The sequence below is a fragment of the Phenylobacterium kunshanense genome (assembly GCF_003254525.1).
In the GTDB taxonomy this organism is placed as follows: domain Bacteria; phylum Pseudomonadota; class Alphaproteobacteria; order Caulobacterales; family Caulobacteraceae; genus Phenylobacterium; species Phenylobacterium kunshanense.
The window spans coordinates 1-22,863 of record NZ_QFYS01000004.1; the positions used below are offsets into that span (position 1 = coordinate 1).

Below are 22,863 nucleotides of genomic sequence, written 5' to 3' on the forward strand. Positions count from 1 at the left end.
GCTGGTGCTGCGCAGCGTGGACGACGCTGCGCGTACGATCTGGGCTCGGCTGGAAGAGGAAGACTGAGACGCCGCGGGCGTGAACCCCCTCCGGCCCTTTGGGCCACCTCCCCCTGTGGGGGAGGATCTCAAGGTCGCCTGAGGGGGCCTTGTGCAGAACCGCATAGCCGTCAGGCGAAATCGCTGATCTGTGCAGTGTTTAGTTTCTGGTACTCAATAGGTGTCCGGAACCGGACAGCCCCGCTCCCCCGGGGTTTCCCCAGAACGATCCGCGCCCCACCCCAGGCGCGGGTCCCAACTTCAAGGTGTGTGTCATGTCTCTCGCGAACCTCGAGCGGCTGGTCCCCTCGTTCTTGCTGTTCCTCGGCTTCATCGCCGCCGGCGGCACGGCGGGCCTGGGGGTCTGACCGAAGCTCCCCACGTCCCGGTCTTACGGAGAGGGGTCCATCCGGGCCCCTTTTCTTTTGGGCGCGTCTGAGACGCCCTCCCGACCTATGCGGAGACGCATAGCGGGCTGGCAAAAACGACTATCTAGACATCGTTCAGATACGTGTTATCTAAACAGCGTCCAGATGACTCGCGGATGGCCGCGGTCCGGACGATGAGACAAGGAGATTCCAAATGGCTGTGAACCGTCTGCTCGACGTGGTCGTCACCTTCGCGGCGCTGGCCCTGACCTTCACTGTCGCCGGCGCGACCGCCGTCCTCGGCGCCTGACCCATGCGCCGCGCCTAGGCCTCGCCCCCTCGGAAACGGGGCGAGGCGAATGGCCTTTCACCTACCCAGCCGTCGTAGAGTTGTCTCCGAATCGGGCCTATAGTTTTCCCCAGTTCGTCGAATTCCGTTTCGTTGGGGGTGCGTCTTCAGTCCCAAGTCGAACGTCATAGACGCCCGCGCGCCGAGGAGGCCCTGCCATGCAGGTGCTTAAGGCTGCGCCCTCCGGCTGGCCCTGTCTGGTGCTCAACGCAGACTTCCGGCCGCTCTCCTACTATCCCCTGTCGCTGTGGCCGTGGCAGGAGGTGATCAAGGCGGTGTTCCTCGATCGGGTGGACGTGGTCTCCACCTACGACCAGGAGGTCCGCTCCCCGTCCTTCTCCATGAAGCTGCCCAGCGTCGTCTCGCTGAAGAGCTATGTGCCGCAGGATCGACCGCCGGCCTTCACCCGCTTCAACCTGTTCCTGCGCGACAGCTTCACCTGCCAGTACTGCACGACGGGCGAGGACCTGACCTTCGACCACGTGATCCCGCGCTCGCGGGGCGGGCGGACCACCTGGGAAAACATCGTCACCGCCTGCGCCCGCTGCAACCTGGCCAAGGGCGGCCGCACGCCGCACGAGGCCCATATGCACCCGCGGCTGAAGCCGCAGCGTCCCAGCGCCTTCGAGCTGCAGGAACGCGGTCGCCGCTTCCCGCCGCACCACCTGCATGAAAGCTGGCTCGACTACCTCTACTGGGACATCGAGCTGGAGGCCTAAGGCCCCGCCACCTTCAGCACGGCCGACTGCAGCACCTCGCAAGCCTTGTCCGGCGACAGGCCCTGGTCGAGGCGCAGGCGCGTCCAGGCCTCGAAGCTGGTCAGGAGGTCGAGGGCCTCCAGCTTCAGCGGATCGGCGGCGATCTCGGGCGGCAATACGGCCATCAGGAGCCCGCGGAGCGCGGTGGCGAGCTTGCCGTGGTCGCCGGCCAGGAAGCGGGAGCGGTGGCGGACGGTGTCGGACGCGCGCTTGAAGGGCGAGATCCGCTCGAACGCCTCGCCCCGCCGCTCCACCAGCTCGGCCAGGCGGCCCTGCCAGTCGGTGGCGGCGAACGGCCGCTCGACGATGGCCCGCAGCTCGGCCTCGATGAAGCCGGACATCTCCCGATAGAGGCTGTCCATGTCGTCGAAGTGCCGGAAGACGGTACGCAGCCCCACCTCGGCCCGGGCCGCCACCTGCTCGGCGCTGGGCGTCATGGCGCCCTCGCGGATCAGGTCGAGCATGGCGGCGACAATCCGGGCCCGGTTGTCCTGGCCGCGGCGCCGGCGCCCGTCGATCTCGGTGGAGAGACTCATCCCCCGCATCTCGCCCAGGCGGGCGGTCCCTGTCGAGCGCCATCCGGCTTGACGACACCAGATAGTGGCATTCATAGTGTCACTAACGAAGTCTCGAGGAAGCGACATGCAGGTTCTCCGCACGCCGGACGCGCGGTTCGAGGGGCTGGCCGACTGGCCGTATGCGCCGAAGTACGCCGAGGTGACCGACGCCGACGGCACGGTTCTGCGGATCCACTATGTGGACGAGGGGCCGCGCGACGGCGCCCCGGTGCTGCTGATGCACGGCGAGCCGTCGTGGGCCTATCTCTACCGGCACATCATCAAGGGGCTCGTCGCGAAGGGGCGGCGCGTGATTGCGCCTGACCTGATCGGCTTCGGCCGCTCGGACAAGCCGGCGGACCGGGCGGACTACACCTACGAGCGCCACGTGCACTGGATGAGCCAGTGGCTGACGGGCTTGGACCTCAAGGGGCTGACCCTGTTCTGCCAGGACTGGGGCGGGCTGATCGGCCTGCGCCTCGTGGCGGCCTACCCGGAGCGGTTCGAGGGGCTGGTGGTGGCGAACACCGGGCTGCCGACCGGCGGCGGCGCCATCACCGAGGGCTTCAAGGCCTGGCTGCAGTTCAGCCAGACGGTCCCGCAGATGCCGATCGGGATGCTGCTGAACGGCGGCAGCGCGCGCGAGCTCTCGGCGGCGGAGATGGCGGCGTACGACGCGCCGTATCCGGACGAGACCTACAAGGAGGGCGCCCGGCAGTTCCCGACCCTGGTCCCGGTCACCGACGACCACGCCTCGGTGGCCGAGAACAAGGCGGCCTGGAAGGTGCTGGAAGCGTTCGACAAGCCGGTGATCACCGCCTTCAGCGACGGCGACCCGATCACCAAGGGCGGCGAGGCCGTGTTCCAGGCCCGCGTGCCGGGAACCAAGGGCCAGCCGCACGTCACGCTGCATGGCGGCCACTTCCTGCAGGAGGACAGCCCCGCCGAGATCGTCGATCTGATCGACGGCATGATCCGGCGCCGCGGCTGAGCAGGAGGGACACGCAGATGAAGGTCGAGAACGCCGTCTTCCCCGGGCCGGAACAGATCGCCGGCTTCTTCGGAGCGCCCGAGGACGGGCCCTTCGTTATGGTCAACCTGCTGAAGTTCAAGCCCAGGGCCGAGTACGAGGACGGTTCGGACGCGCACCTGACCGGCGCGGAGGCCTATGGCCGCTACGGCGAGGCGGTGCGGGTGCTGGTGGAGAACCTGGGCGGGAATATCCGCTACAGCGGCCGGGTGACCGGTCTGCTGCTGGGCGAGGTGGAGGACCTGTGGGACGCGGTCGCGCTGGCGGAGTACCCCTCGCTGGCCGCCTTCCAGGCCATGGCCATGTCGCCCGAGATGCACGCCATCGAGCATCATCGGAAGGCGGGTCTGGCGGGCCAGCTCAACATCCGCACAAAGCCCGGCGTGGGGTTCTAGGCGGGGCGGATGTCACAACTGGCTTGGCCATGACGTCCAAGACCCGCATTCTGCCGTAGAATGCGGGCGGCCGCGGTTCGGTCGCGCCGTCACCCAATTCCAGCCAGAGAGACCTTCCGGATGCGCCTTCGGCATCTTGCCCTGATCTTCGCCCTCCTCGCCCCCTCTGCCGCCCTGGCCCAGGGCAGTTCGCAGCAGATGCTGAACCTCGCCAAACAGCTCCGCACCCAGGCCGAGCAGATGAAGGACAGCCTGCCGCCCGAGGACATCGCCTCGCTGATCAGCCAGGCCGAAGAGATCGAGAAAGGCGTGCGCGACGGGGCGTACTCCACGCCGGTCGCGGCCCAGCCGGTCAGCGTCTCCAAGCGCATCGCCGACGCGCACCAGGGGCGGCTGGACTGGCTGGACGGCGAGGCCGCCTGCGTCGGCTACGGGTGGGAGAACCACCGGACGTTCAAGTCCAACTACGGCGATCCCAAGCGGGACGAGCTCTGCCGCGCGGCCTTCGCCCGCTATGAGGAATACTTCCTGAAGGCCCGGAACGGGGCGGGATCGGCGGCTACCGACCCGCTGCTCGAGGCCTACGACCGCGCGGCGCAGGCGGCGGTCGACTACTACGCGGGCAAGTAGGGCGGCGGCCGCTCCGGTCAGTTATCCCAGAGGACATATTCGTCGCCGGGCTGCTGCTTCACGCCGCCAGGCTTGTCGACGAACACCGGCCCCTGCAGCAGCGAAGGCCAGATCGGCCTGGCGCTCTCGGCGTCTTGGGCTTTGAGCAGCCCCAGCATCGCCTGGGTGCGCGCGGGCTCGGCCTTGGAGAGGTCAGTCTTCTCGGTGGGATCGGCCGCGAGGTTGTAGAGCCAGACCTTGTTCCGGGCCTCGTTCGACTGGAGCTTCCAGTCGCCGTCGAGCACGGCCTTGTACTGGCCCGAGCGCCAGAACAGCGTCTGGTGCGGCCGGCCCTGGGCCTGGCCCTGGAGGTAAGGCAGCAGGTCGACGCCGTCGATCTTGCGGTCCGCGGGAACCTGGGCCCGGGCGGCGCCAGCGGCGGTGGCGAAGATGTCCACGTGGCCGACCGGATAGGGGTAGCGCGAGTTGGGCGCGATCATCCCGGGCCAGCGCATGAAGAACGGCGCGTGGATGCCGCCCTCGAAGAAGGTCGACTTGAAGCCGCGATAGGGCTTGTTGACGTCGGGCAGGCCGACGTAGCCCGCGCCGCCGTTGTCGGTGGTGAAGATCACCAGGGTGTTCTGGTCCAGCCCCTCGTCCTTCAGCGTCTGCAGCAGCCGGCCGATGTTGGCGTCGAGGTTGCGGATCATCGCGCCGTAGACGCGGGTGCGGTGGTCCTGGATCTGGGGCAGGGCGTCGTAGTCGGCCTTCTTGGCCTGCAGCGGCGTGTGTGGCGCGTTGGGCGCGAAATACATGAAGAAGGGCCGGTTGCGGTTGGCCTTGATCGACTTGATCGCCTCGTCGGTGAGGTAGTCGGTCATGTAGCCGCGCGGCTCGAAGAAGGCCGAGCCGTTGTACTGGACCATGTAGGGCAGGTTCGGCCACAGGAAGCGGTCGATGGCGTCCCACGGCTGCTTGGAGTTGACCACGTCCGGATGCTTCTCGGGCAGGTACATGGAGCCGCCGGCGATGAAGCCGAGGCTTTCCGCGAAGCCCTGTTGCTCGGGCCGCGAGCCCTTGGCGCCGCCCAGGTGCCATTTCCCGAAGTGCAGGGTGTGGTAGCCGCGCGCCTGCAGGACCTCGGCGATGGTGACCTCGCCGGTGGGCATGCTGAGCACGTTGACGGCTTCCGGGTTGGACGCCGTGCTGCCGGGGGGCATGTCGGCCAGCCGGTCCTTGAAGAACTTCGGCTTCACGATCGCGCCGGGCTCGGCCTCGGTGCCGACCATCCGCTCGAAGGCGACGGGGGCCGGCGTGAACTCGAAGCCGAAGCGGGTCGCGTAGCGGCCGGTCAGGATCGCCGCGCGCGAGGGGGCGCAGGTGGCGTTGCCGGCGTAGCCGTTGGCGAAGCTGACGCCCTGGCGGCCGATGGAGTCGATGTTCGGCGTCTGGACGAGGCCGTTCGCCACCCCGCCGCCATTGAAGCTGATGTCGTTGTAGCCGAGGTCGTCGACCAGGATGAACAGCACGTTCGGGGGGCGCTCGCCGGTCGGCGGCGTCGCCGGACCCTGGGCCCAGGCCACCTCGCGGTTGGGCGCCACGTCGGGCATCCGCGAGCGGGCGATCATCGACAGGATCGTCCCTCGGTTCAGGAACGCCGCGCCGGCGATCAGGGCCACGCCCAGGACGGCCACGCCCAGCCAGGTCCACAGCTTCATGTGCGTCCTCCCGCCCCGCCGCCGCGTCGGTCCGGCCGACGCGTTCCGGAGGGGCCCGGACGCAATCTAGATAATGGCAGTAAGAGTGTCGATAGTTTTCGGGCGGCCGGCGTCAGGAGGGACGGATGTGCTCCTTCAGCCGCTCGCGCGTCTCGGGATAGGTGTCGGGGTGCGAGTATTCCTCACGGGTCGCGGCCTCGGTGAGCGGGTCGTTGGCCTTGTTGCGGCGGTGGTACTGGGTGGCGGCCCAGACCATCACGGCCAGGAGGACGAGGGCGCCGACGCCCCAAAGGACTTCTGGTGTCATGGCGGATCTCCTTGCCGCTTCAAGCGCGGGGCGCCCCTGGCGGTTCCGAAGCTCAGAGGGCGGGCAGCGTGACGCGCGAAGAGGCTGCCTCCAGCCTGGATGAGCTCGACCTCGCCGCTGTGCGCCCGGTCCATCGCCTTGGCGTCGGTCGCGGTATGGACCTGGAAGCCGTGCTCGGCGAGGCGACATTGCGGCATTGTGTTGCGAGCGTGGGTGGAAGCGGGGCGAAAAGGTCACGCTTGCGCCCAACGTCCGCCGCAAGGGGCCGCGATCCTGTGATTGTCGACGACGCGGCCCTCCTCCTTCCCCCACGGGCCCGGCTGACGACAGCTCCGGCCGCCACTCCCCCCCGGGCGGTCCTCGGAACGCGGCTCCCCTGATCTTCCCCAAGCCGGGGGAGCCGCACCTTTCCGACACTCATCCTTTGGCGCCGCCCTTGCTCCTTGCCAGGCCAAACCCAGGCAGGAGCCTCGACGTGTCCCGATTCAGCGCATTCACCGACGCCACTCGCGCCCTGAAGGGCGCCGCCGTGATCGCCGCCTTCGCCTGTGGCGTGGCGCTGGCCACGCCGGGCCAGGCCGCGCAGTACTTCCTGCAATCGGCTACGATGAACACGTCGCGGACCGCCAGCATCAACGGCCCGGGCGGCTTCCACCAGAACGTCTATCTGGGGCCGATCCAGTTCACGGCGTTCGAGGGGACGGACGCCACCGGCCCGTCGGCCGACTTCCTGGGCTTCTGCGTCGACATCTTCCACAGCATCAGCCTCGGCACGCTGAACCTGAAGTACGACGACAACTACGACCTGACGACCAACTCCAAGTACCTGACGACAACGCCGTTCGTGGGCGGCACGGCCCTGACGCAGGGCCAGATCACCCAGGTCGGGCGCCTCGTGAACTACGGGACGGCCATGTTCGAGCAAGCCCCCAACACCACGGACCGGACCAATCGCCTGGCCGGTCTGCAGGGAGCGATCTGGCAGGTCATCAATCCGGGCTACACCGTGACCAGCGGCACGGCGGCGGTGAACAGCTACATCTCCGCCTACTCGGGGGCGAACTACCTGTCGAACCTGACCGGCTACGGCCCGGTCCGCAGCGATATCAACTTCATCACCGAGACGGGCAAGTACGGCACCAGCCGCGCGCGCCAGAGCTTCGCGTTCGCAGGCGCCATTCCCGAGCCCTCGACGTGGGTGATGCTCATCGCCGGCTTCGGCTTTGCCGGCGCAGCCCTGCGTCGCGCGCGCTATCAGCCGGTCCGGGTGCGCGTCTAACGGAAGACGTGGATCCCGCCGGCGCCGCCACCCGGCGCCTCGGCCAGGCCGCGGATCTCCAGGCTGGCCTGGCGCGCGCCGCAGACGCAGCGCAGCCGGTGCTCCAGGTCATGCAGCGTCTGACGGCTCAGTCCCTGGCTCAGCCAGGGGTGGGGATCGATCGCCGCCTCGCGCCCGCAGCCGCACCGCGCCCAGAGGCTGGAGCGCGCCGCCGTGGCCCAGCCCAGGCGCGCTTCGCCATAGGCCCAATCCCGTACCAGTTGTCTGCTTCCGTCCGCCATCGCCTGACTCCCTGATGTGAACAAAAGCAGAACTCCAGCCGTGTGACTACTGCATACCGGCTGTTTTTTCGAGTCGGCTCAACCCGTCGTTGGCGGCTCGTCCACAGGCTTCGCCCACTGCTCGGCGAAGTCGTAGAGCGGCATGAAGGCGGCCAGCAGTTCGCTTCCCTGATCGGTCAGGCCGTAGCCTCGCCCAGGCGCATGATCGACGAGCCCGGCGCCCCTCAGTTCGGAAAGCCGGGCCTGCAGCACCGTGGGAGAGGCCTCGTCGCAGGCCGCCCGCAGCGCGCGGGAGGTCAGCGGGCCGCCGCGCAGCTCCCACAGGATTCGCAGCGTCCAGCGCCGACCCAGCAGGTCGAGCAGCGCCATGATCGGGCGGCCGGTGCGCGAGCCGCGGACAGGAGCGCCGGTCATGGCTTGACGGGCGCTACGGAAAATGTAGCGTTCATGCTACTGAAACCGTAGCAAGGAGCTGCGCCGATGCCAAGGATCGCGCCGCTGGACCCGCCCTATCCCGCCGAGATCCAGGCGAGCTTCGACGCCGTGATGCAGGGCGCGCCGCCGTTGATGCTGTTTCGCACCCTGGCGACGAGCGAGCGGGCGTGGCGCAAGTTCCGGGCGGGATCACTGCTGGATCGCGGGCCGCTCAGCCTGCGGGAGCGGGAGCTGGTCATCGACCGCACCTGCGCCCTGGCCGGCTGCGAGTACGAGTGGGGCGTGCACGTGGCGATCTTCGCGGAACCGGCGGGGCTGACCCCGGACGAGGTCGCGGCTACCGCCGGCGCCGGCTCGCTCTCGCCGCTGTGGAGCCCGGCTGAGCGGGCGTTGTTGCAGGCGGTAGAGGCCCTGAACGCCGGCGCGAGGCTCGACGACGATCAGTTCGCGGACCTGCGCGCCCACTATGACGACGCCCAGGTGCTAGAGATCCTGTTGCTGTGCGGGTTCTACCGGATGGTGGCCTATGTGGCGAACGGGCTGGACCTGCCCCTGGAGGCGGACGCGGCCCGGTTCTCGTCGACGTCGCGCAGCGCCGCCTAGACTTTCTCGCTGATCTTGATGGCGGCGCGGCAGCCGGCTCCGATGACTGCGGAAAGCAGGCCGTAGCCCGGCGCCTCGCGTGCGCCTTCATCGACCGCGAGGTCTCGGTGCTCGAGCTCCTCGTCCCGGAACTTGGAGAGTTCGGCGGCGAGTTCGGGATCCTGCTCCGCCAGTTCGGCGATCTGGCCGGCGTAGTGGCCTTCGATCACCGTCTCGACCGCCTCGGTGCAGGCATGGGCGGCCTTCTCGCCCAGCAGGGCGGTGCCCGCGCCGAGGGCGAAGCCGGCCAGCCGCCAGAGCGGGGTGAGGGCGGTGGGCCGGACGCGATGCTGGGTCAGGAGCTTGTCGAAGCGGGCGAGATGCTCGGCCTCCTGCGCCTCCATGTGCGCGAGCTGGCCGGCGATGCGGCCCTTGCCGCGCGCGACGCCCAGGACGGCGCGCTGGCCGCGATAGATGTGCACGGCGCCAAGCTCGCCGGCGTGGTCCACGCGCAGGATCTCGGCGAGGCGGGCGGCGGAAGCGCCCCGGCCGGGGCGCGGGGGGATCGGCTTTTCGGTCATAGCTTGCGATGCTCCCGGATGGCGGCCAACGCGCTCAACGCCGCAAGGCCGAGCGAGATCAAGGCGTTCCAGCCCGCCATGGAGAGGCCGGCGAAAACCCACGGCGCCTCGTCGCAGGCCGGCGGCTTCACCTTCTCGCCCGCCAGGAAGGCCGCCATGTCGGCGGCGCTCACGCCTCCCGCCCCGGCCGAGGCGCAGGCCTGGGGCCCAGGCCAGAATTTCCACTCGGCGCCCGCGTGGTAGATCGCGATCCCCGCCCCGACCAGGAAGGCGAGGCCCAGCACCCAGCACGTCGCCGCGCGCCAGTTCGGGCCGCCGGGCATGCGCACGATCACCATGAACGCCGCGCCTAGGCCCAGGATGGTCCAGTAGACCTCGCGCTGCCGCAGGCACAGCGTACACGGCGCATAGCCGCCGAAGGTCTCGAAGGCATGCGCCGTGGCCAGCATGCCGGCGGCCACGAGAAGCGCCACGAGCCGCCAGCGATCGAGGAAGAGGTTCAGCATCGGCGCGGATATGAGCCCAAACGTCCGCCTATAAAAAGACCTTCAGTGCGACGATGCCGCCGACCAGCAGGATCAGCAGCAGCACGCTGTAGAGGTTCAGGCGCCGCTCGAACTCCTTCAGCATGGCCTCCCCGAAGTACTTCAGGACCGCCGCCACCATGAAGAAGCGCGCGCCTCGGGTGACGATCGACGCCCAGACGAAGGTGAAGAGGTCGAAGTGGGCCAGCCCCGCCGTGATGGTCACCAGCTTGTACGGGATCGGCGTCAGGCCCTTGATGAGGATGACCGCGAGGCCCCACTGGTCGAACCACTTCTCGAACTCGGCCTGGCCCTCGGGATGGCCGAACAGGCGCAGAATCGTCTGGCCCACCGGCTCCAGCCACAGGCCGATCGCGTAGCCGAGCAGCCCGCCCAGCACGGACGCGATCGTGCAGATCCCCGCATAGACGAAGGCCTTGTTGCGGTTCGCCAGGACCATGGGGCCCAGCATCACGTCGGGGGGGATCGGGAAGAATGAGCTCTCGGCGAACGAGATCACGGCGAGCGAGGCCGGCGCGTGACGCGAGCCCGCGAGCCGCATCACCCATTCGTACATCTTGCGGAACATGCACTGTCCAGTTGGGGGAAATCTGAGCCCTGCCTAGCAGGGCTCGTGCCGAAAGTCGTCCCGGTGCGTTTCACCTTTGGTCTGCACTTGCAAACTGGTTTCATGTGATACTAGTTGAGCGCGTCAACGGAGATCGACGATGAACATCCAGACCCCGGCCGCCGCCCGCGACCTGTTCGACAACCCGCTGGGCACCGACGGCTTCGAGTTCGTCGAGTTCACCTCGCCCGAGCCCGAGCGGCTGAAGGCCCTGTTCGAGATGATGGGCTTCACCGCCGTGGCGAAGCACCGCTCCAAGAACGTGCTGCGGTTCCGCCAGGGCGACATCAACTTCATCCTCAACATGGAGCCGGCCGGCCAGGCCGCCGACTTCCGCGCCGCCCACGGGCCCTCGGCCAACGCCATGGCCTTCCGCGTCCGCGACGCGGCCAAGGCCTTCAAGCTGGCGGTCGAGCGTGGCGCCAAGCCCGTGCAGGGGCCGGTCGGTCCGATGGAGCTGAACATCCCCGCCATTGAGGGCATCGGCGGGTCGAACCTTTATCTCGTCGACCGCTACGGCGCGCAGGAGATCTACGACGTCGACTTCGTGGCCATCCCGGGCGCCGAGGAGGCGATGGCGAAGAACGCCGTCGGCCTGACCTATCTCGACCACCTGACCCACAACGTCCATCGCGGCCACATGGTGACGTGGGCCGACTTCTACGAGCGCATCTTCAACTTCCGCGAGATCCGCTACTTCGACATCGAGGGGAAGCAGACGGCCCTGGTCTCAAAGGCCATGACCAGCCCCTGCGGCAAGATCCGCATCCCGCTGAACGAGAGCCAGGACGAGCACTCGCAGATCGAGGAGTTCCTCAAGGACTACAAGGGCGAGGGGATCCAGCACGTGGCCCTCGGGACCGATGACATCTTCCACGCGGTGGAGACGATGCGGCGCCGCGGCGTGAAGTTCCAGGACACCATCGACACCTACTTCGACGGCATCGACGCGCGTCTGCCGGGCCACGGCGAGGACGTGGAGCGCCTTCGCGCCAACCGCATCCTGATCGACGGCGCGCCGAGCGAGGGCCAGGGCCTGCTGCTGCAGATCTTCACCGAGAACATGATCGGACCGATCTTCTTCGAGCTGATCCAGCGCAAGGGCAACGAGGGCTTCGGCGAGGGCAACTTCAAGGCCCTGTTCGAGTCGATCGAGCTGGACCAGATCCGTCGGGGCGTCCTGCCGGCGAAGGCCTGACGGATGGCGCCGCGCTGGGCCCTGGTGGCGCATGGCGGCGCCGGCTCGATCACCCGCGAGCAGCTGACGCCTGAGCAGGAAACCGCCTATCGCGAGGCGATGGCCGCGGCGGCCGAGGCCGGCGCCGCCGTGCTGCGGGCGGGCGGCTCGGCCATGGATGCGGTCGAGGCCGCGATCCACGTGCTGGAGGACGACCCGCTGTTCAACGCCGGGCGGGGCGCGGCCTTCACCGCCGAAGGGCGCATCGAGCTGGACGCCTCGATCATGGATGGCCGGACGCTGGCCGCCGGCGCCGTGGCCGGCCTGACCACGACACGCCATCCGATTTCGGCCGCCCGCGCCGTGATCGAAGGCTCCAGTCACGTGATGCTGGGCGGGGAGGGCGCCGAGGCCTTCGCCCGCAGTCAGGGCCTGGAGCAGGTGGATCCCGCCTGGTTCTTCACCGAGCGGCGCTGGTGCTCGCTGGAGAAGGCGCTGACCCGCCAGGGCCTGCCCGTTCCGGCGCGCCCGGCCGGCGCGCCCGCGGAGGCCGCCGGCAAGGCCGCCCTGGTCCACGAGGAGGGCAAGTACGGCACCGTCGGCGTCGTGGCGCTGGACGCGCACGGCGACGTCGCGGCCGGCACCTCCACCGGCGGCACCAACGCCAAGCGCTGGGGACGGGTCGGAGATTCACCGATCATCGGCGCCGGGACCTACGCCTCCAACAAGGCCTGCGCCGTCTCCTGCACCGGGGCGGGGGAGTATTTCATCCGGCTGGGCGTCGCCCACGAGATCTGCGCCCGCGTCCAGCACGGCGGCCTGTCGCTGCAGGCGGCCGTCGATCAGGTCGTTCAGGACGAGCTGACGGCGCTGGGCGGCGACGGCGGCGTCATCGCCGTGGCGCCCGACGGCCAGATGGCGTGGAGCTTCAACACCTCGGGCATGTATCGGGCCCGCATCGCCGAGGGCGAACCGCTCGTCGTCGGCGTCTACAAGGATGATCCGTGATGGCGAAGGGCGATTGGATTCCCGTACGGGGGGCGCAGGGCGACCACTCGCGGCAGGCGCACGCCGACCTGCCCGAGGGCACCTATGAGCGCGAGATGAGCAAGGAGGGCTTCTTTGGCCCCGCCGCTTTCCTGCACCACCGCCGCCCACCGACGGGCTGGACCACATTTGAGGGGCCGCTTCGCCCCCGCGCCTTCGACCTGGCCCGGCTGAACGCCGCCGATCCGTCCCCCTGGGCTGCCGGCGTGATCCTGCGCAACAACGCCTGCGAGATGCGGTTCTGGAAGCTGGCGGAGGCCATGCCGGCTCTGGCCCGCAACGCCGACGGCGACCAGCTCCTGTTCGTGCACCAGGGCGAGGGCGACCTCTACTCGGACTTCGGGCGCATCGCCTATGAGGCCGGCGACTACCTCTATCTGCCCCGCGGGACCATGTGGCGGCTGCGGCCCGCCTCGCCCACGGCGGTCCTGATGATCGAGGCCACCAACGCCCACTACAAGCTGCCCGACAAGGGGCTGATGGGTGGGCATGCGCTGTTCGACCCGGCGCTGCTGGACACGCCGGTCATGGACGCGGCCTTCCGCGCCCACCAGGAGGAGCCGGGCGAGGTCCGGGTCGACATCAAGAAGCGGGGCCAGGTCTCCACCGTGACCTATCCCTACAACCCACTGGACGCGGTCGGCTGGCACGGCGACCTGGCGCCGGCGCGGCTGAACGTGAGGCACATCCGGCCGGTGATCAGCCATCGCTACCACCTGCCGCCCAGCGTCCATTCGACCTTCGTGTCGGACCGGTTTGTCGTCTGCACCTTCGCGCCGCGGCCCTTCGAGACCGATCCGGGCGCGCTGAAGATCCCGTTCTTCCACAACAACGACGACTACGACGAGGTGCTGTTCTACCACGCGGGCGACTTCTTCAGCCGGGACCACATCGAGGCGGGCATGATGACCTTCCACCCGTCCGGCTTCACCCACGGGCCGCACCCGAAGGCGCTGAAGAACATGCTGACGCAGCCCAAGCCGGCGACCGACGAGTACGCCGTGATGATCGACACCCGCGACCCGCTCGACATCGGCGACGCCGCGTCGACCGTCGAGAACCCGGCCTACGTGGATAGCTGGAAGGGCGCGTGAGCCTGGACGAGGACCTCGCGGCCGCCGCGGAAGACGAGCTGGCCCGCGCCCTGACCCTGGGCTGGCGCCAGCTTGTCGAGGTCACGCCCTGGGGCGACACCTTCGAGGGCACTACGCCCGGCGGACGGGACGCCTGTTTCGAACGGGCCTACATGTGGGACACTGAAGCTGGCGGCGACATCCGGGTGGAGGTCACCGTCTACGAGCCGCGCGCCTACGAGTCCGGGGTGCGCAGGGCTGCAACGATAGTCAGGGATGGGAGTGCCGAATGAAGCTGGCGTCGCTGAAGGGGGGCCGTGACGGCCGCCTGGTGGTCGTCTCGAACGACCTGGCCTGGTACTCGCCGGCGGACCGCATCGCCCTGACGCTGCAGGACGCGCTGGACGACTGGGCGCGGTGCGAGCCCGAGCTGCGGGGCCTAGCCGAGAGCCTGGAGCACGGATCGGTGCCGAAGGCGCGCTTCCACGAGCACGAGGCCATGAGCCCGCTGCCGCGGGCGTACCAGTGGGCCGACGGCTCGGCCTATGTGAACCACGTGGCCCTGGTGCGTCAGGCCCGCGCCGCCGACATGCCCGAGAGCTTCTGGACCGATCCGCTGATGTACCAGGGCGGGTCCGACGGGTTCCTGGGGCCGCGCGACCCCATCCCTCTGAAGGACGAGGCCTGGGGCTGCGACATGGAGGGCGAGATCGCGGTGATCACGGGCGACGTGCCGATGGGCGCCTCCCGCGAGGAGGCGCTGGCCGCCATCCGCCTGGTGATGCTGTGCAACGACGTCAGCCTCAGGAACCTGATCCCCGCCGAGCTCGCCAAGAACTTCGGCTTCTTCCAGTCGAAACCCGCCAGCGCCTTCTCGCCGGTGGCGGTGACGCCCGACGCCCTGCCGAACTGGAAGGACGGCAAGCTGCACGGCAAGCTGGAGGTGGAACTCAACGGCAAGCCGCTCGGCGAGGCCGACGCTGGCGTCGACATGACCTTCGACTTCGGGACCTTGATCGCCCACTCGGCCAAGACCCGGGCGCTCTCGGCGGGCAGCATCATCGGCTCGGGGACCGTGTCGAACCGCGGACCCGACGGCGGTCCGGGTAAGCCGATCGCCCAGGGCGGCCTCGGCTATTCGTGCCTGGCCGAGGTGCGGACCGTCGAGACGATCCTGGACGGCAAACCCTCGACCCCGTTCCTGCGCCACGGCGATGTGGTGCGGATCCAGATGGTCGACGCGCGCCGGCATTCCATCTTCGGCGCCATCGAGCAGGAGGTGGCGCCGGCATGAGCGTGATCCGACAGGAGGGCGGGCCGGACCTGGACGCCGGCCTGCGGCTCGACAGCTACCTGCCGTACCGCCTCTCGGTGGCTTCCAACGCCGTCTCGGGGCTGATCGCGCGGGCCTACGAGGACCGCTTTGGCCTGACCGTGCCGCAGTGGCGGGTGATCTGCGTCCTCGCCGAGGACGGCGGCCTGACCCAGGTTCAGATCGTCGCCCGCACGGTGATGGACAAGGTGACGGTCAGCCGGGCCGCCCAGGGCCTCACGAAGCGCCGCCTGGTGACGCGAGCCGAGAACAAGGCCGACGGGCGCAGCCACGTACTGGACCTGACGTCCGAGGGACGGCGCCTGTACGCCGAGATCGCGCCGCTCGCCCTGGCCTATGAAGCCGCGCTGATCTCGGGCCTGTCGCCCGAGGAAGTGGCGCTGCTCAAGCGACTGCTTGGGCGTCTGCAGACCGCTGCGGGGCAACTCGCCGGAGAGGCGCCGCCCAGCCCCAGCCTGCGGTGAGCCGGTTTAGGCGAATGCCTCGCCGCGCACGCTCCAGCGGTGCGATCCCTCGCCGAACGGGAGGTGGAAGCCGTAGGCGGCACGCTTGCGCTCGTCCTTCCACGTCTCCTCGAAGGAGACGATGAGCTGCATCTGCAGCTCCTCGGGAATGAAACGGACGTCGTGGCCGAGATTGCGGGCCACTTGCTCGATCACCATCGACCGGTGCGCTTCGCCGCCGAGCGACAGGAGGGCCTCACGGACGCGCTTGCACAGGGTCTGCTTGACCCTGATGGGCCGCTTGGCGACCGGCGTGTCCTGGGCGATTTCCAGCTTGTTCTGCATGGTGAGAACAGCTTTGCGCCCGTGGGTTTATCGCCGAGTTAAGGCGCACGGAAAAAGAGCAGTTAACGCAACCGCTGGTTTTGACGGTTCAACCGGCCCCCAGGGCGACGGCTATGTGATAGGTCGCGAACGAGGCCAGATAGGCCAGGGTGACCATGTAACCGAACATCACCGCGGTCCAACCCCAAGAGTTCGTCTCGCGCTTCACGACGCCCAGGGTGGCGGCGCACTGGGGCGCGAAGATGTACCAGGCCAGGAACGACAGACCCGTGGCCAGCGACCAGCTTTCGGCCAGCCGCGCGCCCAGGGCCCCCACATTGGCTTCCGCGTCGCCCACCGCATAGACGGTGCCCAGCGCCGCCACCGCGACCTCGCGCGCCGCGAAGCCCGGGATCAGCGCCACCACCATCTGCCAGTTGAATCCGATCGGCGCGAACAGCGGCTGGATCGCCTGCCCCACCATGCCGGCGATGCTGTAGTCGATGGCGGGCTCGGTCGCGCCCTCGGGCGGCATCGGGAAGGTCGAGACCACCCACACCAGCACCATCAGCGGCAGGATGATGCGCCCCGCCCGCGACAGGAAGATCTGGGCGCGCAGCAGCAGGTTGCGAAGTACGCTCTCGGGCGACGGCAGCTTGTAGGTCGGCAGTTCCATGAGGAACGGCTCCACCGCCCCGCGCCAGAACACCTTCCGGATCACGGCCGACACGATCAGCGCGCTGAATATGCCCGCGGCGTAGAGACCGAACATCACCAGCCCCTGCAGGTTCAACCCAGGCCCGACGACCCGGTCCGGGATGAAGGCGCCGATGATCAGGGTGTAGACCGGAATCCGCGCCGAGCAGGTCATCAGCGGCGCCACGAGGATGGTCGTCATCCGGTCGCGCTTCTGGTCGATCACCCGGGCGGCCATGATGCCGGGGATGGCGCAGGCGAAACTGGACAGCAGGGGGATGAAGGCGCGGCCGTGCAGACCGGCGCCGCCCATGATCCGGTCCATCAGGAACGCGGCCCGGGCCATGTAGCCGAAATCCTCCAGCAGGATGATGAAGAAGAACAGCACCAGGATCTGCGGCAGGAAGACCAGCACCGAGCCGACGCCGGCGAACAGGCCGTCGACGATCAGGCTTTCCGGCAGCCCGCCCAGGAACCCGTCGGGGATCAGCCCGCCGATCTGCGCGCCGAGCCAGGCGACGCCAGCCTCGATGGCGTCCGCGGGCGGTCCGGCCCAGGTGAACACCGCCTGGAACATCACGAACAGCAGGGCCAGCAGGATCGCGAGGCCCGCCACCGGATGCAGCAAGACGGCGTCGACCTTGCCGGTGATCGTGTCCGGATGCTCCGGGGGGCGCACATAGGTCTTCAGGATCCGCTGCGCCTCGCGGTGGGCGCTGCGGATCTCGCCGGCCGACGGTTCGCGCCAGACGTTCTCGTGGGCCACCGCGCCCGAGGCGATCAGGGCGTCCACCTGCTCGGCCAGCTCGCGCACGCCGCGCCTGCGGGTGGCGACGGTGGTGACGATCGGACAGCCCAGTTCGGCCCGCAGGCCGTCCAGGTCGATCCTAAGGCCCTGCCGCTGGGCGATGTCGTACATGTTGAGGGCCAGCACCATCGGGCGGCCCACGGCCTTCAGTTCCAGGATCAGGCGCAGGACAAGCCGCAGGTTGGTGGCGTCGGCGACGGCCACCACCACATCGGGCTCGGCCTCGCCGGCCAGGCGGCCCAGCACCGCGTCGCGGGTCACCGCCTCGTCCGGGCTTCGCGCACGAAGGGAGTAGGTGCCCGGCAGGTCCAGCACCGACAGGCTCCGCCCGCCGGGCGTCGTCAGGAAGCCTTCCTTCCGCTCAACCGTGACCCCCGCATAGTTGGCCACCTTCTGGCGGCTGCCGGTCAGGGCGTTGAATAGGGCGGTCTTGCCGGTATTGGGATTGCCGACCAGCGCCACGCGCGCCGGACGGAGGACGGCTTCACTCATTTCGGCTCCAGGCGAACCCACACGTCCGCCGCATCGCGCCGGCGAAGGGCCACGCGCATGTCGTCCAGCTTCACCGCAATCGGATCGCCGCCGATCAGGCCCTCGTGGAGCACCTCCAGCACCGCGCCCTCGACGAAGCCGAACTCCAGCAGCCGCCGCTCCAACTCGGCGTCGTCGACGCCGTGATCCCGGTGCTGGCTCTCCCGGCGCACGTCCACGATCACGCCCCGGTCACCCGCCTTCAGGCGCGAAAGCTGGGCCGGCGGCGTCAGCGCCGTCGCGGCGTCGCCCTGCGGCGCGGCCAGCATGTCATGCATCGGCAGGATCCCGTCGTCCGCAACCGTTGCGAACGATTATCAGGTACGACCTTGGCCGCCCCGGCGCAAGGCTCGCGTTGACGCAGAAGTTCGCGGCCGTATGTTCGCGCCCCGCTGCCCCAGTGGCGAAATGGTAGACGCGGCAGACTCAAAATCTGCTTTCTGCAAGGAAGTGCTGGTTCGAGTCCGGCCTGGGGCACCAATCTGGCGGGCGGTCAGGCCTGGACTCAGCCGTCCAGGATCGCCACCGCGCGGATCCAGCCCGCAGAGGCGCCGGCGATCTTCACCGGGAAGCATGACAGGGTGAAACCGGTGGCCGGCAGGGCCTCCAGGTTGGTCAACTTCTCGATCTGGTAGTACTCGCGCAGGCGCCCGGCCTTGTGGCCTTCCCAGATGATCTTCGGATCATGGCTCTCCGCCCAGCGCCTTGCCGTGTGCGAGAACGGCGCGTCCCACGACCAGGCGTCGGTGCCGACCACCTTCACCCCGCGCTCGGTCAGGTACAGCGTCGCTTCCTCGCCCATGCCGCATCCGCGATGGATATAATCCGGGTCGCCGTAGGCCGCGCCGGCCGAGGTGTTCACCAGTACGATGTCGAGCGGCTTCAGGTCATGCCCGATACGCTTGAGCTCGGCCTCGACGTCGGCCGCCGTGGCGACGTAGCCGTCGGGGAACCGGCGGAAGTCCAGCTTCACGCCGGGCTGGAGGAAGTAGTCCAGCGGCCCTTCGTCGATGGTCGGCGCCGGGCGAGCGCCCGTCGCCTGATCGGTGGTGGAGTGGAAGTGCCACGGCGCATCCATGTGCGTCCCGTTGTGCGTGGACAGGCGCACCTGTTCCACGGCCCAGCCTTCGCCGTCGGGCAGGTCGCGCGCCTCGAGACCCGGAAAGAAGGCGGCGATCTGGCCCACCGTCTCGGCGTGCTTCGAATAGGTCACCTTCGGCCGCATCACCTCCGGATCGGATACGATGTCATTGGTGATCGGGATCGACAGGTCGATCAGCCTGCGGGCCATGGGCGTCCTCCGAATTTTCTTTGCGTCCAGCTTACGTTCGGACATGGCGGTCGGACAGAAATTCACCATGTTCGGATCGCATCGGGAACCGTATGGCAGCGCTCGGGGTTGCGCGACCAGGGACGGACGGCATCGTATCGCGGGGCAGGGGCATGACGCGGGCCGCCAAGATCGTGGAGGTTCCGGGCGGCGCGGGTGCGTCGCCTGCGCCGCCGCGCGTGGCGCGCAGCCGTCGGAAGCGAGCCTTCGATATCGTGGTCTCCGGCCTCGCCCTGCTGGCGTTCCTCCCGCTCCTCGTGGTGATCGGCACGGCCATCTGGATGGAAAGCGAGGGGCCGATCCTGTTCCGGCAACAGCGGACCGGCCTCAATGGACGACCGTTCCGGATCTACAAGTTCCGAACCATGCGGGTGACCGAGGACGGGGCCGACCTGCGCCAGGCCGTGCGCGGCGACTCCCGGGTCACGCCGCTGGGGAGCCTCCTGCGGAAGCTGAGCCTGGATGAGCTGCCGCAGCTCCTGAACGTGCTGAAGGGCGAGATGTCCATCGTCGGCCCACGCCCCCATGCCCTGGCGCACGATCAGCAATGGTCGGAACGGGTTCCCGACTACGCCGCCCGCTTCCGGGCCCGCCCGGGTCTGACCGGACAGGCCCAGGTGATGGGCTACCGCGGAGAGGTCGCCAATGACGAAGGGCTGCTGAAGCGCATCGAGGCCGACAACGCCTACATCGACGGCTGGACCTTCAGCCGCGATCTCGCGCTGGTCGCCCGGACCGTGCCCCTGCTGTTCGGGGACGCACAGGCTTTCTAGACATGTCCGCAGAGGGCGGTTGACGAAGCCGGGGCGCCGTCGGCTTAAGAGGCCCCGTGACCGCTTCCCCGCCGACCCCACAGCCCCGCGTGCTCGCGGGCATCGCCTTCCGGGTGACGGCGATGGCCTGCATGGCCCTGCTGTCGGCGCTGGTGAAATGGACCGGCTCGCGCGGGATCCCGGTCTTCGAGATCATCCTGTTCCGCAACCTCTTCGCCTTCGTCCCGCTAGGGCTCTACATCTGGCGGACCACCGGGTTCAGCGTGCTCAAGACGCGGCGGCCCTTCGGCCACCTGGTCCGCGCGACCGTCGGCTTGTCGGGGATGGTCTGCGGCTTCTCGGCGGTGCAGTACCTGCCGCTGACCGAAGCCACCGCGCTTCAGTTCACCTCGCCGCTGTTCATGACCGCGCTGTCGGCCTTGCTGCTCTCCGAGAAGGTGGGCCGCCATCGGTGGGCCGCCGTGGTCGTGGGCTTCGTCGGGGTTCTGATCATGGCGCGCCCGCTGCCGGGCCAGATGAACGTCCCGGGCGTCACCCTGGGCATTCTCAGCGCCCTCGGCGCGGCCGGGGCCATGGTGGCCATTCGCCAGATCTCGGACACCGAGAAGGGGCCGACGATCGTCTTCTACTTCACACTCGGCGGCGTCGCGATCGGTATGGTCGGGTCTGCCTTCCACTGGGTGACGCCTGACCCGCAGACCATGGGCCTGCTGGTGGTGGCGGGGCTGATCGGTGGCGTCGGCCAGCTCTTCCTCACCGAGGCGCTGCGGCAGGCGCCCATCGGGGTCATCGCGCCGTTCGACTATACCCAGCTCGTCTGGGCCAGCCTGCTGGGCCTGGTGATCTGGGGCGAGCTGCCGCATCCGCTGACCCTGATCGGCGCCTTCATCGTCGCGGCCAGCGGCGTCTACATCCTGCATCGCGAGCTGCGACGGTTCCGCGCGGAGTCGGGCGCCGGCACGTGAATTGACACACCGCCGTTACGGGCGGACGCTTTGCGCTCTCAAGGAGCCTCTCCGATGCCCAAGATCTTCACCGTCCTGGCCCTCGCCGCCGGCGCGGGCCTGCTCGCCGCCACCGGGGCCAGCGCCCAGGCTGTCACCGTCCTGGGCGGCGGGATGGCGAGGCAGTGCTCGGATGCGGCCTTGTCCGGCGAGTCCGATCTCCGCTTCGAGGAGGTCTGCACCACGGCCCTGGCGGTGGAGATGCTGGACCTGAAGGATCGGGCCGGCACCTATGTGAACCGCGGGGTGCTCAAGTTGCGCCGTCGGGAGTTCGCCTCGGCGCAATTCGACTTCAACCGCGCGGTCGAGCTCAAACCAGACCTGGGCGAGGCCTATGTGAACCGCGGCGCCGCGCTGGTCGGCGCGCGCCGGTACGCCGAAGGGCTGGCCGATATCAACAAGGCGTTGGAACTGGGCGTCCAGGAACCTGAGAAGGCCTACTACAACCGGGCCCTCGCCTACGAAGGTCTCGACAATATGAAGGCCGCCTACTTCGACTATCAGAAAGCGGTGGAGCTCAAGCCGGACTGGGAAATGCCCCGGCAGGAACTCGCCCGCTTCACCGTCGAGAGGCGCTAGCGGGGCGCACCAGGGCGCCCAGATGCTGAACTTGCGTGGCGCACTCCTGATCCTCGCCCTCCTGGCGACTCCGGCTGCGGCTCAGGTCGCGGGTCCGGTCGACCAGATGCAGCTCGAAACCCTGCGGATGCAGACGGAGAACGCCGCCCGCCGCCTGATCGATCAGCAGAACCAGCTCATGGCGACCGAAGCCCAGGCGCAGGCGGACCGCGCGGCGATGGAACTGCGTCTCCAAAGGGAGCTGCCTGTCCGAATCCCGGAGCCTGCCAGCGGACCGCGCTCCGCGTCAGCTGCGGCGCCGGCGCCGGTGTTTCCGTCCGTTCCTGCCGAGGCGCTGGCCGACTCGAACCGCAAGGTCCAGGCGGCGGCAAGGGATCGCCATTGACGGAACGGCTCCGCTCGTAGGCCATTCTGTCGGACGGGCACGGATAGCGAGGCGATACATGCGTTGGGGCGGCAAGGGCGGCGGCAACATCGAGGACCGGCGCGGCATGGGTGCGGTCGGCGTCGGCGGCATCGGTGTCGGCGGCGTGGTCCTGGCCCTCCTCGGCTATTTCGTGTTCGGGATCGACCCGTCGACGACCCTCGGCGTCGTGGGCGGTGGTCAGCAGGCTCAACAGCAGGAAGGCGTACGCGGAACGCCGGCCGACGAGGCCGGCCGATTTGTGGACGTGGTCTCGGGCAACGTCGACGCCGTCTGGACCGAGATGTTCCGGCGCTCGGGTGAAACCTACCGCAGGCCCGACGCCATTGTGCTCTACGATCGGGCCACCGGCACCGGCTGCGGCATGGGGCAGTCCGCCATGGGGCCGTTCTATTGCCCGGCTGATCGCAAGGTCTATCTCGACCTGTCCTTCTGGCAGGAGCTGGAGACCAAGTTCGGCGCCGGCGGCGAGGCGGCGCGCGCCTACGTCATCGCCCACGAGATCGGCCATCACGTCCAGAACCTGACCGGCGCCAGCGATCAGGCCCGGCGGATGGGAGCCAAGGGCGCCGAGAGCGGGTCGGTGCGGCTGGAGCTGCAGGCCGACTGCTACGCCGGCGTCTGGGCGGCGCACGCCGCGACGGCCTCGAACGGCGAGGTGGCGCTCGACCCGCGCGACATCGAGGACGGCCTGCGCGCGGCCTCCGCCGTCGGCGACGACACGTTGCAGCGCCGGTCGCAAGGCCAGGTCATGCCCGACGCCTTCACCCACGGCAGCTCGGAGCAGCGCATGCGCTGGTTCCGCAAGGGCGTGCAGACCGGCGATCCCGCCGCGTGCGATACGTTCAGCGCGCGGAACCTCTGATCACGCCGGCCGATGA

29 protein-coding genes and 1 tRNA gene are annotated in these 22,863 nt (G+C 68.9%); 18 read left to right on the forward strand and 12 right to left on the reverse strand.

The features are described from left to right. Positions 1-914 precede the first annotated feature (914 nt). Positions 915-1,475, forward strand: a complete 561-nt coding sequence (locus tag DJ019_RS10205) for an HNH endonuclease (protein WP_111275936.1) — start codon at positions 915-917, stop codon at positions 1,473-1,475. Here DJ019_RS10205 and DJ019_RS10210 read toward each other — a convergent pair. Continuing rightward, positions 1,472-2,050, reverse strand: coding sequence for a TetR/AcrR family transcriptional regulator (locus DJ019_RS10210; protein ID WP_240606435.1), 579 nt, complete (start codon positions 2,048-2,050; stop codon positions 1,472-1,474). The genes DJ019_RS10205 and DJ019_RS10210 overlap by 4 nt on opposite strands. A 106-nt stretch (positions 2,051-2,156) precedes the next feature. On the opposite strand from DJ019_RS10210, the gene DJ019_RS10215 reads away from it, so the two are divergent. The 3 genes from DJ019_RS10215 to DJ019_RS10225 all read left to right on the forward strand — a co-directional run bounded on the left by DJ019_RS10215 (position 2,157) and on the right by DJ019_RS10225 (position 4,126). Beyond that, positions 2,157-3,062 carry a haloalkane dehalogenase gene (locus DJ019_RS10215; RefSeq protein WP_111275938.1) on the forward strand — a complete coding sequence of 302 codons (906 nt, stop codon included), beginning with the start codon at positions 2,157-2,159 and terminating at the stop codon, positions 3,060-3,062. 17 nt (positions 3,063-3,079) lie between these two features. Further along, positions 3,080-3,496 carry a DUF1330 domain-containing protein gene (locus DJ019_RS10220; RefSeq protein ID WP_111275939.1) on the forward strand — a complete coding sequence of 139 codons (417 nt, stop codon included), beginning with the start codon at positions 3,080-3,082 and terminating at the stop codon, positions 3,494-3,496. 120 nt (positions 3,497-3,616) lie between these two features. Beyond that, positions 3,617-4,126, forward strand: coding sequence for a hypothetical protein (locus DJ019_RS10225; RefSeq protein WP_111275940.1), 510 nt, complete (start codon positions 3,617-3,619; stop codon positions 4,124-4,126). A 17-nt stretch (positions 4,127-4,143) separates the two neighbouring features. Here DJ019_RS10225 and DJ019_RS10230 read toward each other — a convergent pair whose 3' ends face one another. Both DJ019_RS10230 and DJ019_RS10235 read right to left on the reverse strand, forming a co-directional pair. Beyond that, positions 4,144-5,823, reverse strand: coding sequence for a sulfatase-like hydrolase/transferase (locus DJ019_RS10230; RefSeq protein ID WP_111275941.1), 1,680 nt, complete (start codon positions 5,821-5,823; stop codon positions 4,144-4,146). Positions 5,824-5,935: 112 nt separating this feature from the next. Further along, positions 5,936-6,130, reverse strand: coding sequence for a hypothetical protein (locus tag DJ019_RS10235; RefSeq protein WP_111275942.1), 195 nt, complete (start codon positions 6,128-6,130; stop codon positions 5,936-5,938). Between the two features lie 475 nt (positions 6,131-6,605). Between DJ019_RS10235 and DJ019_RS21190 the strand changes: the two genes are divergently transcribed. Continuing rightward, the gene (locus DJ019_RS21190) at positions 6,606-7,409 is read left to right on the forward strand and encodes a PEPxxWA-CTERM sorting domain-containing protein (protein WP_205854139.1); all 804 of its coding nucleotides are present in this window, start codon (positions 6,606-6,608) and stop codon (positions 7,407-7,409) included. Here the strand turns inward: DJ019_RS21190 and DJ019_RS10250 are convergent. Further along, on the reverse strand, positions 7,406-7,690 hold the full coding sequence (locus DJ019_RS10250; protein WP_111275944.1) for a hypothetical protein: 285 nt from the start codon (positions 7,688-7,690) through the stop codon (positions 7,406-7,408). The two genes, DJ019_RS21190 and DJ019_RS10250, sit on opposite strands and share 4 nt — an antisense overlap. Positions 7,691-7,768: 78 nt before the next feature. Beyond that, entirely contained in the window at positions 7,769-8,104 is a 336-nt protein-coding gene (locus tag DJ019_RS10255) for a winged helix-turn-helix transcriptional regulator (protein ID WP_111275945.1), read from the reverse strand. A 66-nt stretch (positions 8,105-8,170) separates the two neighbouring features. Here DJ019_RS10255 and DJ019_RS10260 point away from each other — a divergent pair, with 66 nt between their 5' ends. Beyond that, complete coding sequence (locus tag DJ019_RS10260) at positions 8,171-8,728, forward strand: carboxymuconolactone decarboxylase family protein (RefSeq protein ID WP_111275946.1); 558 nt, start codon at positions 8,171-8,173, stop codon at positions 8,726-8,728. On the opposite strand, the gene DJ019_RS10265 is transcribed toward DJ019_RS10260, so the two are convergent. Genes DJ019_RS10265 through DJ019_RS10275 form a run of 3 tightly spaced genes read right to left on the reverse strand, consistent with a single transcriptional unit; the run spans position 8,725 to position 10,401 of the window. Continuing rightward, positions 8,725-9,288, reverse strand: a complete 564-nt coding sequence (locus tag DJ019_RS10265) for a demethoxyubiquinone hydroxylase family protein (protein WP_111275947.1) — start codon at positions 9,286-9,288, stop codon at positions 8,725-8,727. The two genes, DJ019_RS10260 and DJ019_RS10265, sit on opposite strands and share 4 nt — an antisense overlap. Then, on the reverse strand, positions 9,285-9,794 hold the full coding sequence (locus tag DJ019_RS10270; RefSeq protein WP_111275948.1) for a disulfide bond formation protein B: 510 nt from the start codon (positions 9,792-9,794) through the stop codon (positions 9,285-9,287). The genes DJ019_RS10265 and DJ019_RS10270 overlap by 4 nt, the downstream gene beginning before the upstream one ends. A 28-nt stretch (positions 9,795-9,822) precedes the next feature. Further along, positions 9,823-10,401 carry a YqaA family protein gene (locus DJ019_RS10275; protein WP_111275949.1) on the reverse strand — a complete coding sequence of 193 codons (579 nt, stop codon included), beginning with the start codon at positions 10,399-10,401 and terminating at the stop codon, positions 9,823-9,825. A 139-nt stretch (positions 10,402-10,540) separates the two neighbouring features. On the opposite strand from DJ019_RS10275, the gene hppD reads away from it, so the two are divergent. The 6 genes from hppD to DJ019_RS10305 are packed head-to-tail and all read left to right on the forward strand — an operon-like array spanning position 10,541 to position 15,534. Beyond that, on the forward strand, positions 10,541-11,638 hold the full coding sequence (gene hppD / locus DJ019_RS10280) for a 4-hydroxyphenylpyruvate dioxygenase (protein WP_111275950.1): 1,098 nt from the start codon (positions 10,541-10,543) through the stop codon (positions 11,636-11,638). 3 nt (positions 11,639-11,641) lie between these two features. Then, positions 11,642-12,625, forward strand: coding sequence for an isoaspartyl peptidase/L-asparaginase family protein (locus DJ019_RS10285; RefSeq protein ID WP_111275951.1), 984 nt, complete (start codon positions 11,642-11,644; stop codon positions 12,623-12,625). After that, positions 12,625-13,758: a homogentisate 1,2-dioxygenase gene (locus DJ019_RS10290; RefSeq protein ID WP_111275952.1), complete on the forward strand. Its 1,134-nt coding sequence runs from the start codon at positions 12,625-12,627 to the stop codon at positions 13,756-13,758. The genes DJ019_RS10285 and DJ019_RS10290 overlap by 1 nt, the downstream gene beginning before the upstream one ends. Continuing rightward, a complete protein-coding gene (locus DJ019_RS10295) occupies positions 13,755-14,030 on the forward strand; it encodes a hypothetical protein (protein WP_111275953.1) in 276 nt (91 codons plus the stop codon). The genes DJ019_RS10290 and DJ019_RS10295 overlap by 4 nt, the downstream gene beginning before the upstream one ends. Continuing rightward, entirely contained in the window at positions 14,027-15,031 is a 1,005-nt protein-coding gene (locus DJ019_RS10300; RefSeq protein ID WP_111275954.1) for a fumarylacetoacetate hydrolase family protein, read from the forward strand. Before DJ019_RS10295 ends, DJ019_RS10300 begins: the two co-directional genes overlap by 4 nt. Beyond that, the gene (locus DJ019_RS10305) at positions 15,028-15,534 is read left to right on the forward strand and encodes a MarR family winged helix-turn-helix transcriptional regulator (RefSeq protein WP_111275955.1); all 507 of its coding nucleotides are present in this window, start codon (positions 15,028-15,030) and stop codon (positions 15,532-15,534) included. The genes DJ019_RS10300 and DJ019_RS10305 overlap by 4 nt, the downstream gene beginning before the upstream one ends. Positions 15,535-15,540: 6 nt before the next feature. Here the strand turns inward: DJ019_RS10305 and DJ019_RS10310 are convergent, their stop codons facing one another. The 3 genes from DJ019_RS10310 to DJ019_RS10320 all read right to left on the reverse strand — a co-directional run bounded on the left by DJ019_RS10310 (position 15,541) and on the right by DJ019_RS10320 (position 18,141). Further along, entirely contained in the window at positions 15,541-15,858 is a 318-nt protein-coding gene (locus tag DJ019_RS10310; RefSeq protein WP_111275956.1) for a hypothetical protein, read from the reverse strand. A gap of 88 nt (positions 15,859-15,946) precedes the next feature. Then, positions 15,947-17,833, reverse strand: a complete 1,887-nt coding sequence (gene feoB / locus DJ019_RS10315) for a ferrous iron transporter B (protein WP_111275957.1) — start codon at positions 17,831-17,833, stop codon at positions 15,947-15,949. Then, positions 17,830-18,141, reverse strand: a complete 312-nt coding sequence (locus DJ019_RS10320; protein ID WP_240606455.1) for a FeoA family protein — start codon at positions 18,139-18,141, stop codon at positions 17,830-17,832. Before DJ019_RS10320 ends, feoB begins: the two co-directional genes overlap by 4 nt. Positions 18,142-18,266: 125 nt before the next feature. On the opposite strand from DJ019_RS10320, the gene DJ019_RS10325 reads away from it, so the two are divergent. Beyond that, positions 18,267-18,352, forward strand: a tRNA-Leu gene (locus DJ019_RS10325). 25 nt (positions 18,353-18,377) lie between these two features. Here the strand turns inward: DJ019_RS10325 and DJ019_RS10330 are convergent. Continuing rightward, a complete protein-coding gene (locus tag DJ019_RS10330) occupies positions 18,378-19,163 on the reverse strand; it encodes a cyclase family protein (RefSeq protein WP_111275958.1) in 786 nt (261 codons plus the stop codon). Positions 19,164-19,315: 152 nt separating this feature from the next. On the opposite strand from DJ019_RS10330, the gene DJ019_RS10335 reads away from it, so the two are divergent. Genes DJ019_RS10335 through ypfJ form a run of 5 tightly spaced genes read left to right on the forward strand, consistent with a single transcriptional unit; the run spans position 19,316 to position 22,847 of the window. Further along, positions 19,316-19,975 (forward strand): sugar transferase, encoded by a 660-nt coding sequence (locus tag DJ019_RS10335; RefSeq protein ID WP_111275959.1) that lies wholly within the window; start codon positions 19,316-19,318, stop codon positions 19,973-19,975. Between the two features lie 56 nt (positions 19,976-20,031). Continuing rightward, positions 20,032-20,940, forward strand: a complete 909-nt coding sequence (locus DJ019_RS10340) for a DMT family transporter (protein ID WP_133255280.1) — start codon at positions 20,032-20,034, stop codon at positions 20,938-20,940. 54 nt (positions 20,941-20,994) lie between these two features. Further along, a complete protein-coding gene (locus DJ019_RS10345; protein WP_111275961.1) occupies positions 20,995-21,558 on the forward strand; it encodes a tetratricopeptide repeat protein in 564 nt (187 codons plus the stop codon). A 22-nt stretch (positions 21,559-21,580) separates the two neighbouring features. Then, positions 21,581-21,943 carry a hypothetical protein gene (locus DJ019_RS10350; RefSeq protein ID WP_111275962.1) on the forward strand — a complete coding sequence of 121 codons (363 nt, stop codon included), beginning with the start codon at positions 21,581-21,583 and terminating at the stop codon, positions 21,941-21,943. Positions 21,944-22,001: 58 nt separating this feature from the next. Then, the gene (ypfJ, locus tag DJ019_RS10355) at positions 22,002-22,847 is read left to right on the forward strand and encodes a KPN_02809 family neutral zinc metallopeptidase (protein ID WP_111275963.1); all 846 of its coding nucleotides are present in this window, start codon (positions 22,002-22,004) and stop codon (positions 22,845-22,847) included. The last annotated feature ends 16 nt before the right edge of the window (positions 22,848-22,863 follow it).

What these genes read in the sequence shown, in the direction of transcription:
- DJ019_RS10310 (WP_111275956.1), bottom strand. Translation starts at nt 15,858, where the DNA reads ATGCAGAACAAGCTGGAAATCGCCCAGGACACGCCGGTCGCCAAGCGG.
- ypfJ (WP_111275963.1), top strand. Translation starts at nt 22,002, where the DNA reads ATGCGTTGGGGCGGCAAGGGCGGCGGCAACATCGAGGACCGGCGCGGC.
- DJ019_RS10345 (WP_111275961.1), top strand. Translation starts at nt 20,995, where the DNA reads ATGCCCAAGATCTTCACCGTCCTGGCCCTCGCCGCCGGCGCGGGCCTG.
- DJ019_RS10260 (WP_111275946.1), top strand. Translation starts at nt 8,171, where the DNA reads ATGCCAAGGATCGCGCCGCTGGACCCGCCCTATCCCGCCGAGATCCAG.
- DJ019_RS10305 (WP_111275955.1), top strand. Translation starts at nt 15,028, where the DNA reads ATGAGCGTGATCCGACAGGAGGGCGGGCCGGACCTGGACGCCGGCCTG.
- DJ019_RS10265 (WP_111275947.1), bottom strand. Translation starts at nt 9,288, where the DNA reads ATGACCGAAAAGCCGATCCCCCCGCGCCCCGGCCGGGGCGCTTCCGCC.
- DJ019_RS10235 (WP_111275942.1), bottom strand. Translation starts at nt 6,130, where the DNA reads ATGACACCAGAAGTCCTTTGGGGCGTCGGCGCCCTCGTCCTCCTGGCC.
- DJ019_RS10330 (WP_111275958.1), bottom strand. Translation starts at nt 19,163, where the DNA reads ATGGCCCGCAGGCTGATCGACCTGTCGATCCCGATCACCAATGACATC.
- DJ019_RS10320 (WP_240606455.1), bottom strand. Translation starts at nt 18,141, where the DNA reads ATGCTGGCCGCGCCGCAGGGCGACGCCGCGACGGCGCTGACGCCGCCG.
- DJ019_RS10255 (WP_111275945.1), bottom strand. Translation starts at nt 8,104, where the DNA reads ATGACCGGCGCTCCTGTCCGCGGCTCGCGCACCGGCCGCCCGATCATG.
- DJ019_RS10225 (WP_111275940.1), top strand. Translation starts at nt 3,617, where the DNA reads ATGCGCCTTCGGCATCTTGCCCTGATCTTCGCCCTCCTCGCCCCCTCT.
- DJ019_RS10335 (WP_111275959.1), top strand. Translation starts at nt 19,316, where the DNA reads ATGACGCGGGCCGCCAAGATCGTGGAGGTTCCGGGCGGCGCGGGTGCG.
- feoB (WP_111275957.1), bottom strand. Translation starts at nt 17,833, where the DNA reads ATGAGTGAAGCCGTCCTCCGTCCGGCGCGCGTGGCGCTGGTCGGCAAT.
- DJ019_RS10210 (WP_240606435.1), bottom strand. Translation starts at nt 2,050, where the DNA reads ATGAGTCTCTCCACCGAGATCGACGGGCGCCGGCGCCGCGGCCAGGAC.
- DJ019_RS10270 (WP_111275948.1), bottom strand. Translation starts at nt 9,794, where the DNA reads ATGCTGAACCTCTTCCTCGATCGCTGGCGGCTCGTGGCGCTTCTCGTG.
- DJ019_RS10275 (WP_111275949.1), bottom strand. Translation starts at nt 10,401, where the DNA reads ATGTTCCGCAAGATGTACGAATGGGTGATGCGGCTCGCGGGCTCGCGT.
- DJ019_RS10350 (WP_111275962.1), top strand. Translation starts at nt 21,581, where the DNA reads ATGCTGAACTTGCGTGGCGCACTCCTGATCCTCGCCCTCCTGGCGACT.
- DJ019_RS10250 (WP_111275944.1), bottom strand. Translation starts at nt 7,690, where the DNA reads ATGGCGGACGGAAGCAGACAACTGGTACGGGATTGGGCCTATGGCGAA.
- DJ019_RS10290 (WP_111275952.1), top strand. Translation starts at nt 12,625, where the DNA reads ATGGCGAAGGGCGATTGGATTCCCGTACGGGGGGCGCAGGGCGACCAC.
- DJ019_RS10220 (WP_111275939.1), top strand. Translation starts at nt 3,080, where the DNA reads ATGAAGGTCGAGAACGCCGTCTTCCCCGGGCCGGAACAGATCGCCGGC.
- DJ019_RS10205 (WP_111275936.1), top strand. Translation starts at nt 915, where the DNA reads ATGCAGGTGCTTAAGGCTGCGCCCTCCGGCTGGCCCTGTCTGGTGCTC.
- DJ019_RS10215 (WP_111275938.1), top strand. Translation starts at nt 2,157, where the DNA reads ATGCAGGTTCTCCGCACGCCGGACGCGCGGTTCGAGGGGCTGGCCGAC.
- DJ019_RS10285 (WP_111275951.1), top strand. Translation starts at nt 11,642, where the DNA reads ATGGCGCCGCGCTGGGCCCTGGTGGCGCATGGCGGCGCCGGCTCGATC.
- hppD (WP_111275950.1), top strand. Translation starts at nt 10,541, where the DNA reads ATGAACATCCAGACCCCGGCCGCCGCCCGCGACCTGTTCGACAACCCG.
- DJ019_RS10230 (WP_111275941.1), bottom strand. Translation starts at nt 5,823, where the DNA reads ATGAAGCTGTGGACCTGGCTGGGCGTGGCCGTCCTGGGCGTGGCCCTG.
- DJ019_RS10300 (WP_111275954.1), top strand. Translation starts at nt 14,027, where the DNA reads ATGAAGCTGGCGTCGCTGAAGGGGGGCCGTGACGGCCGCCTGGTGGTC.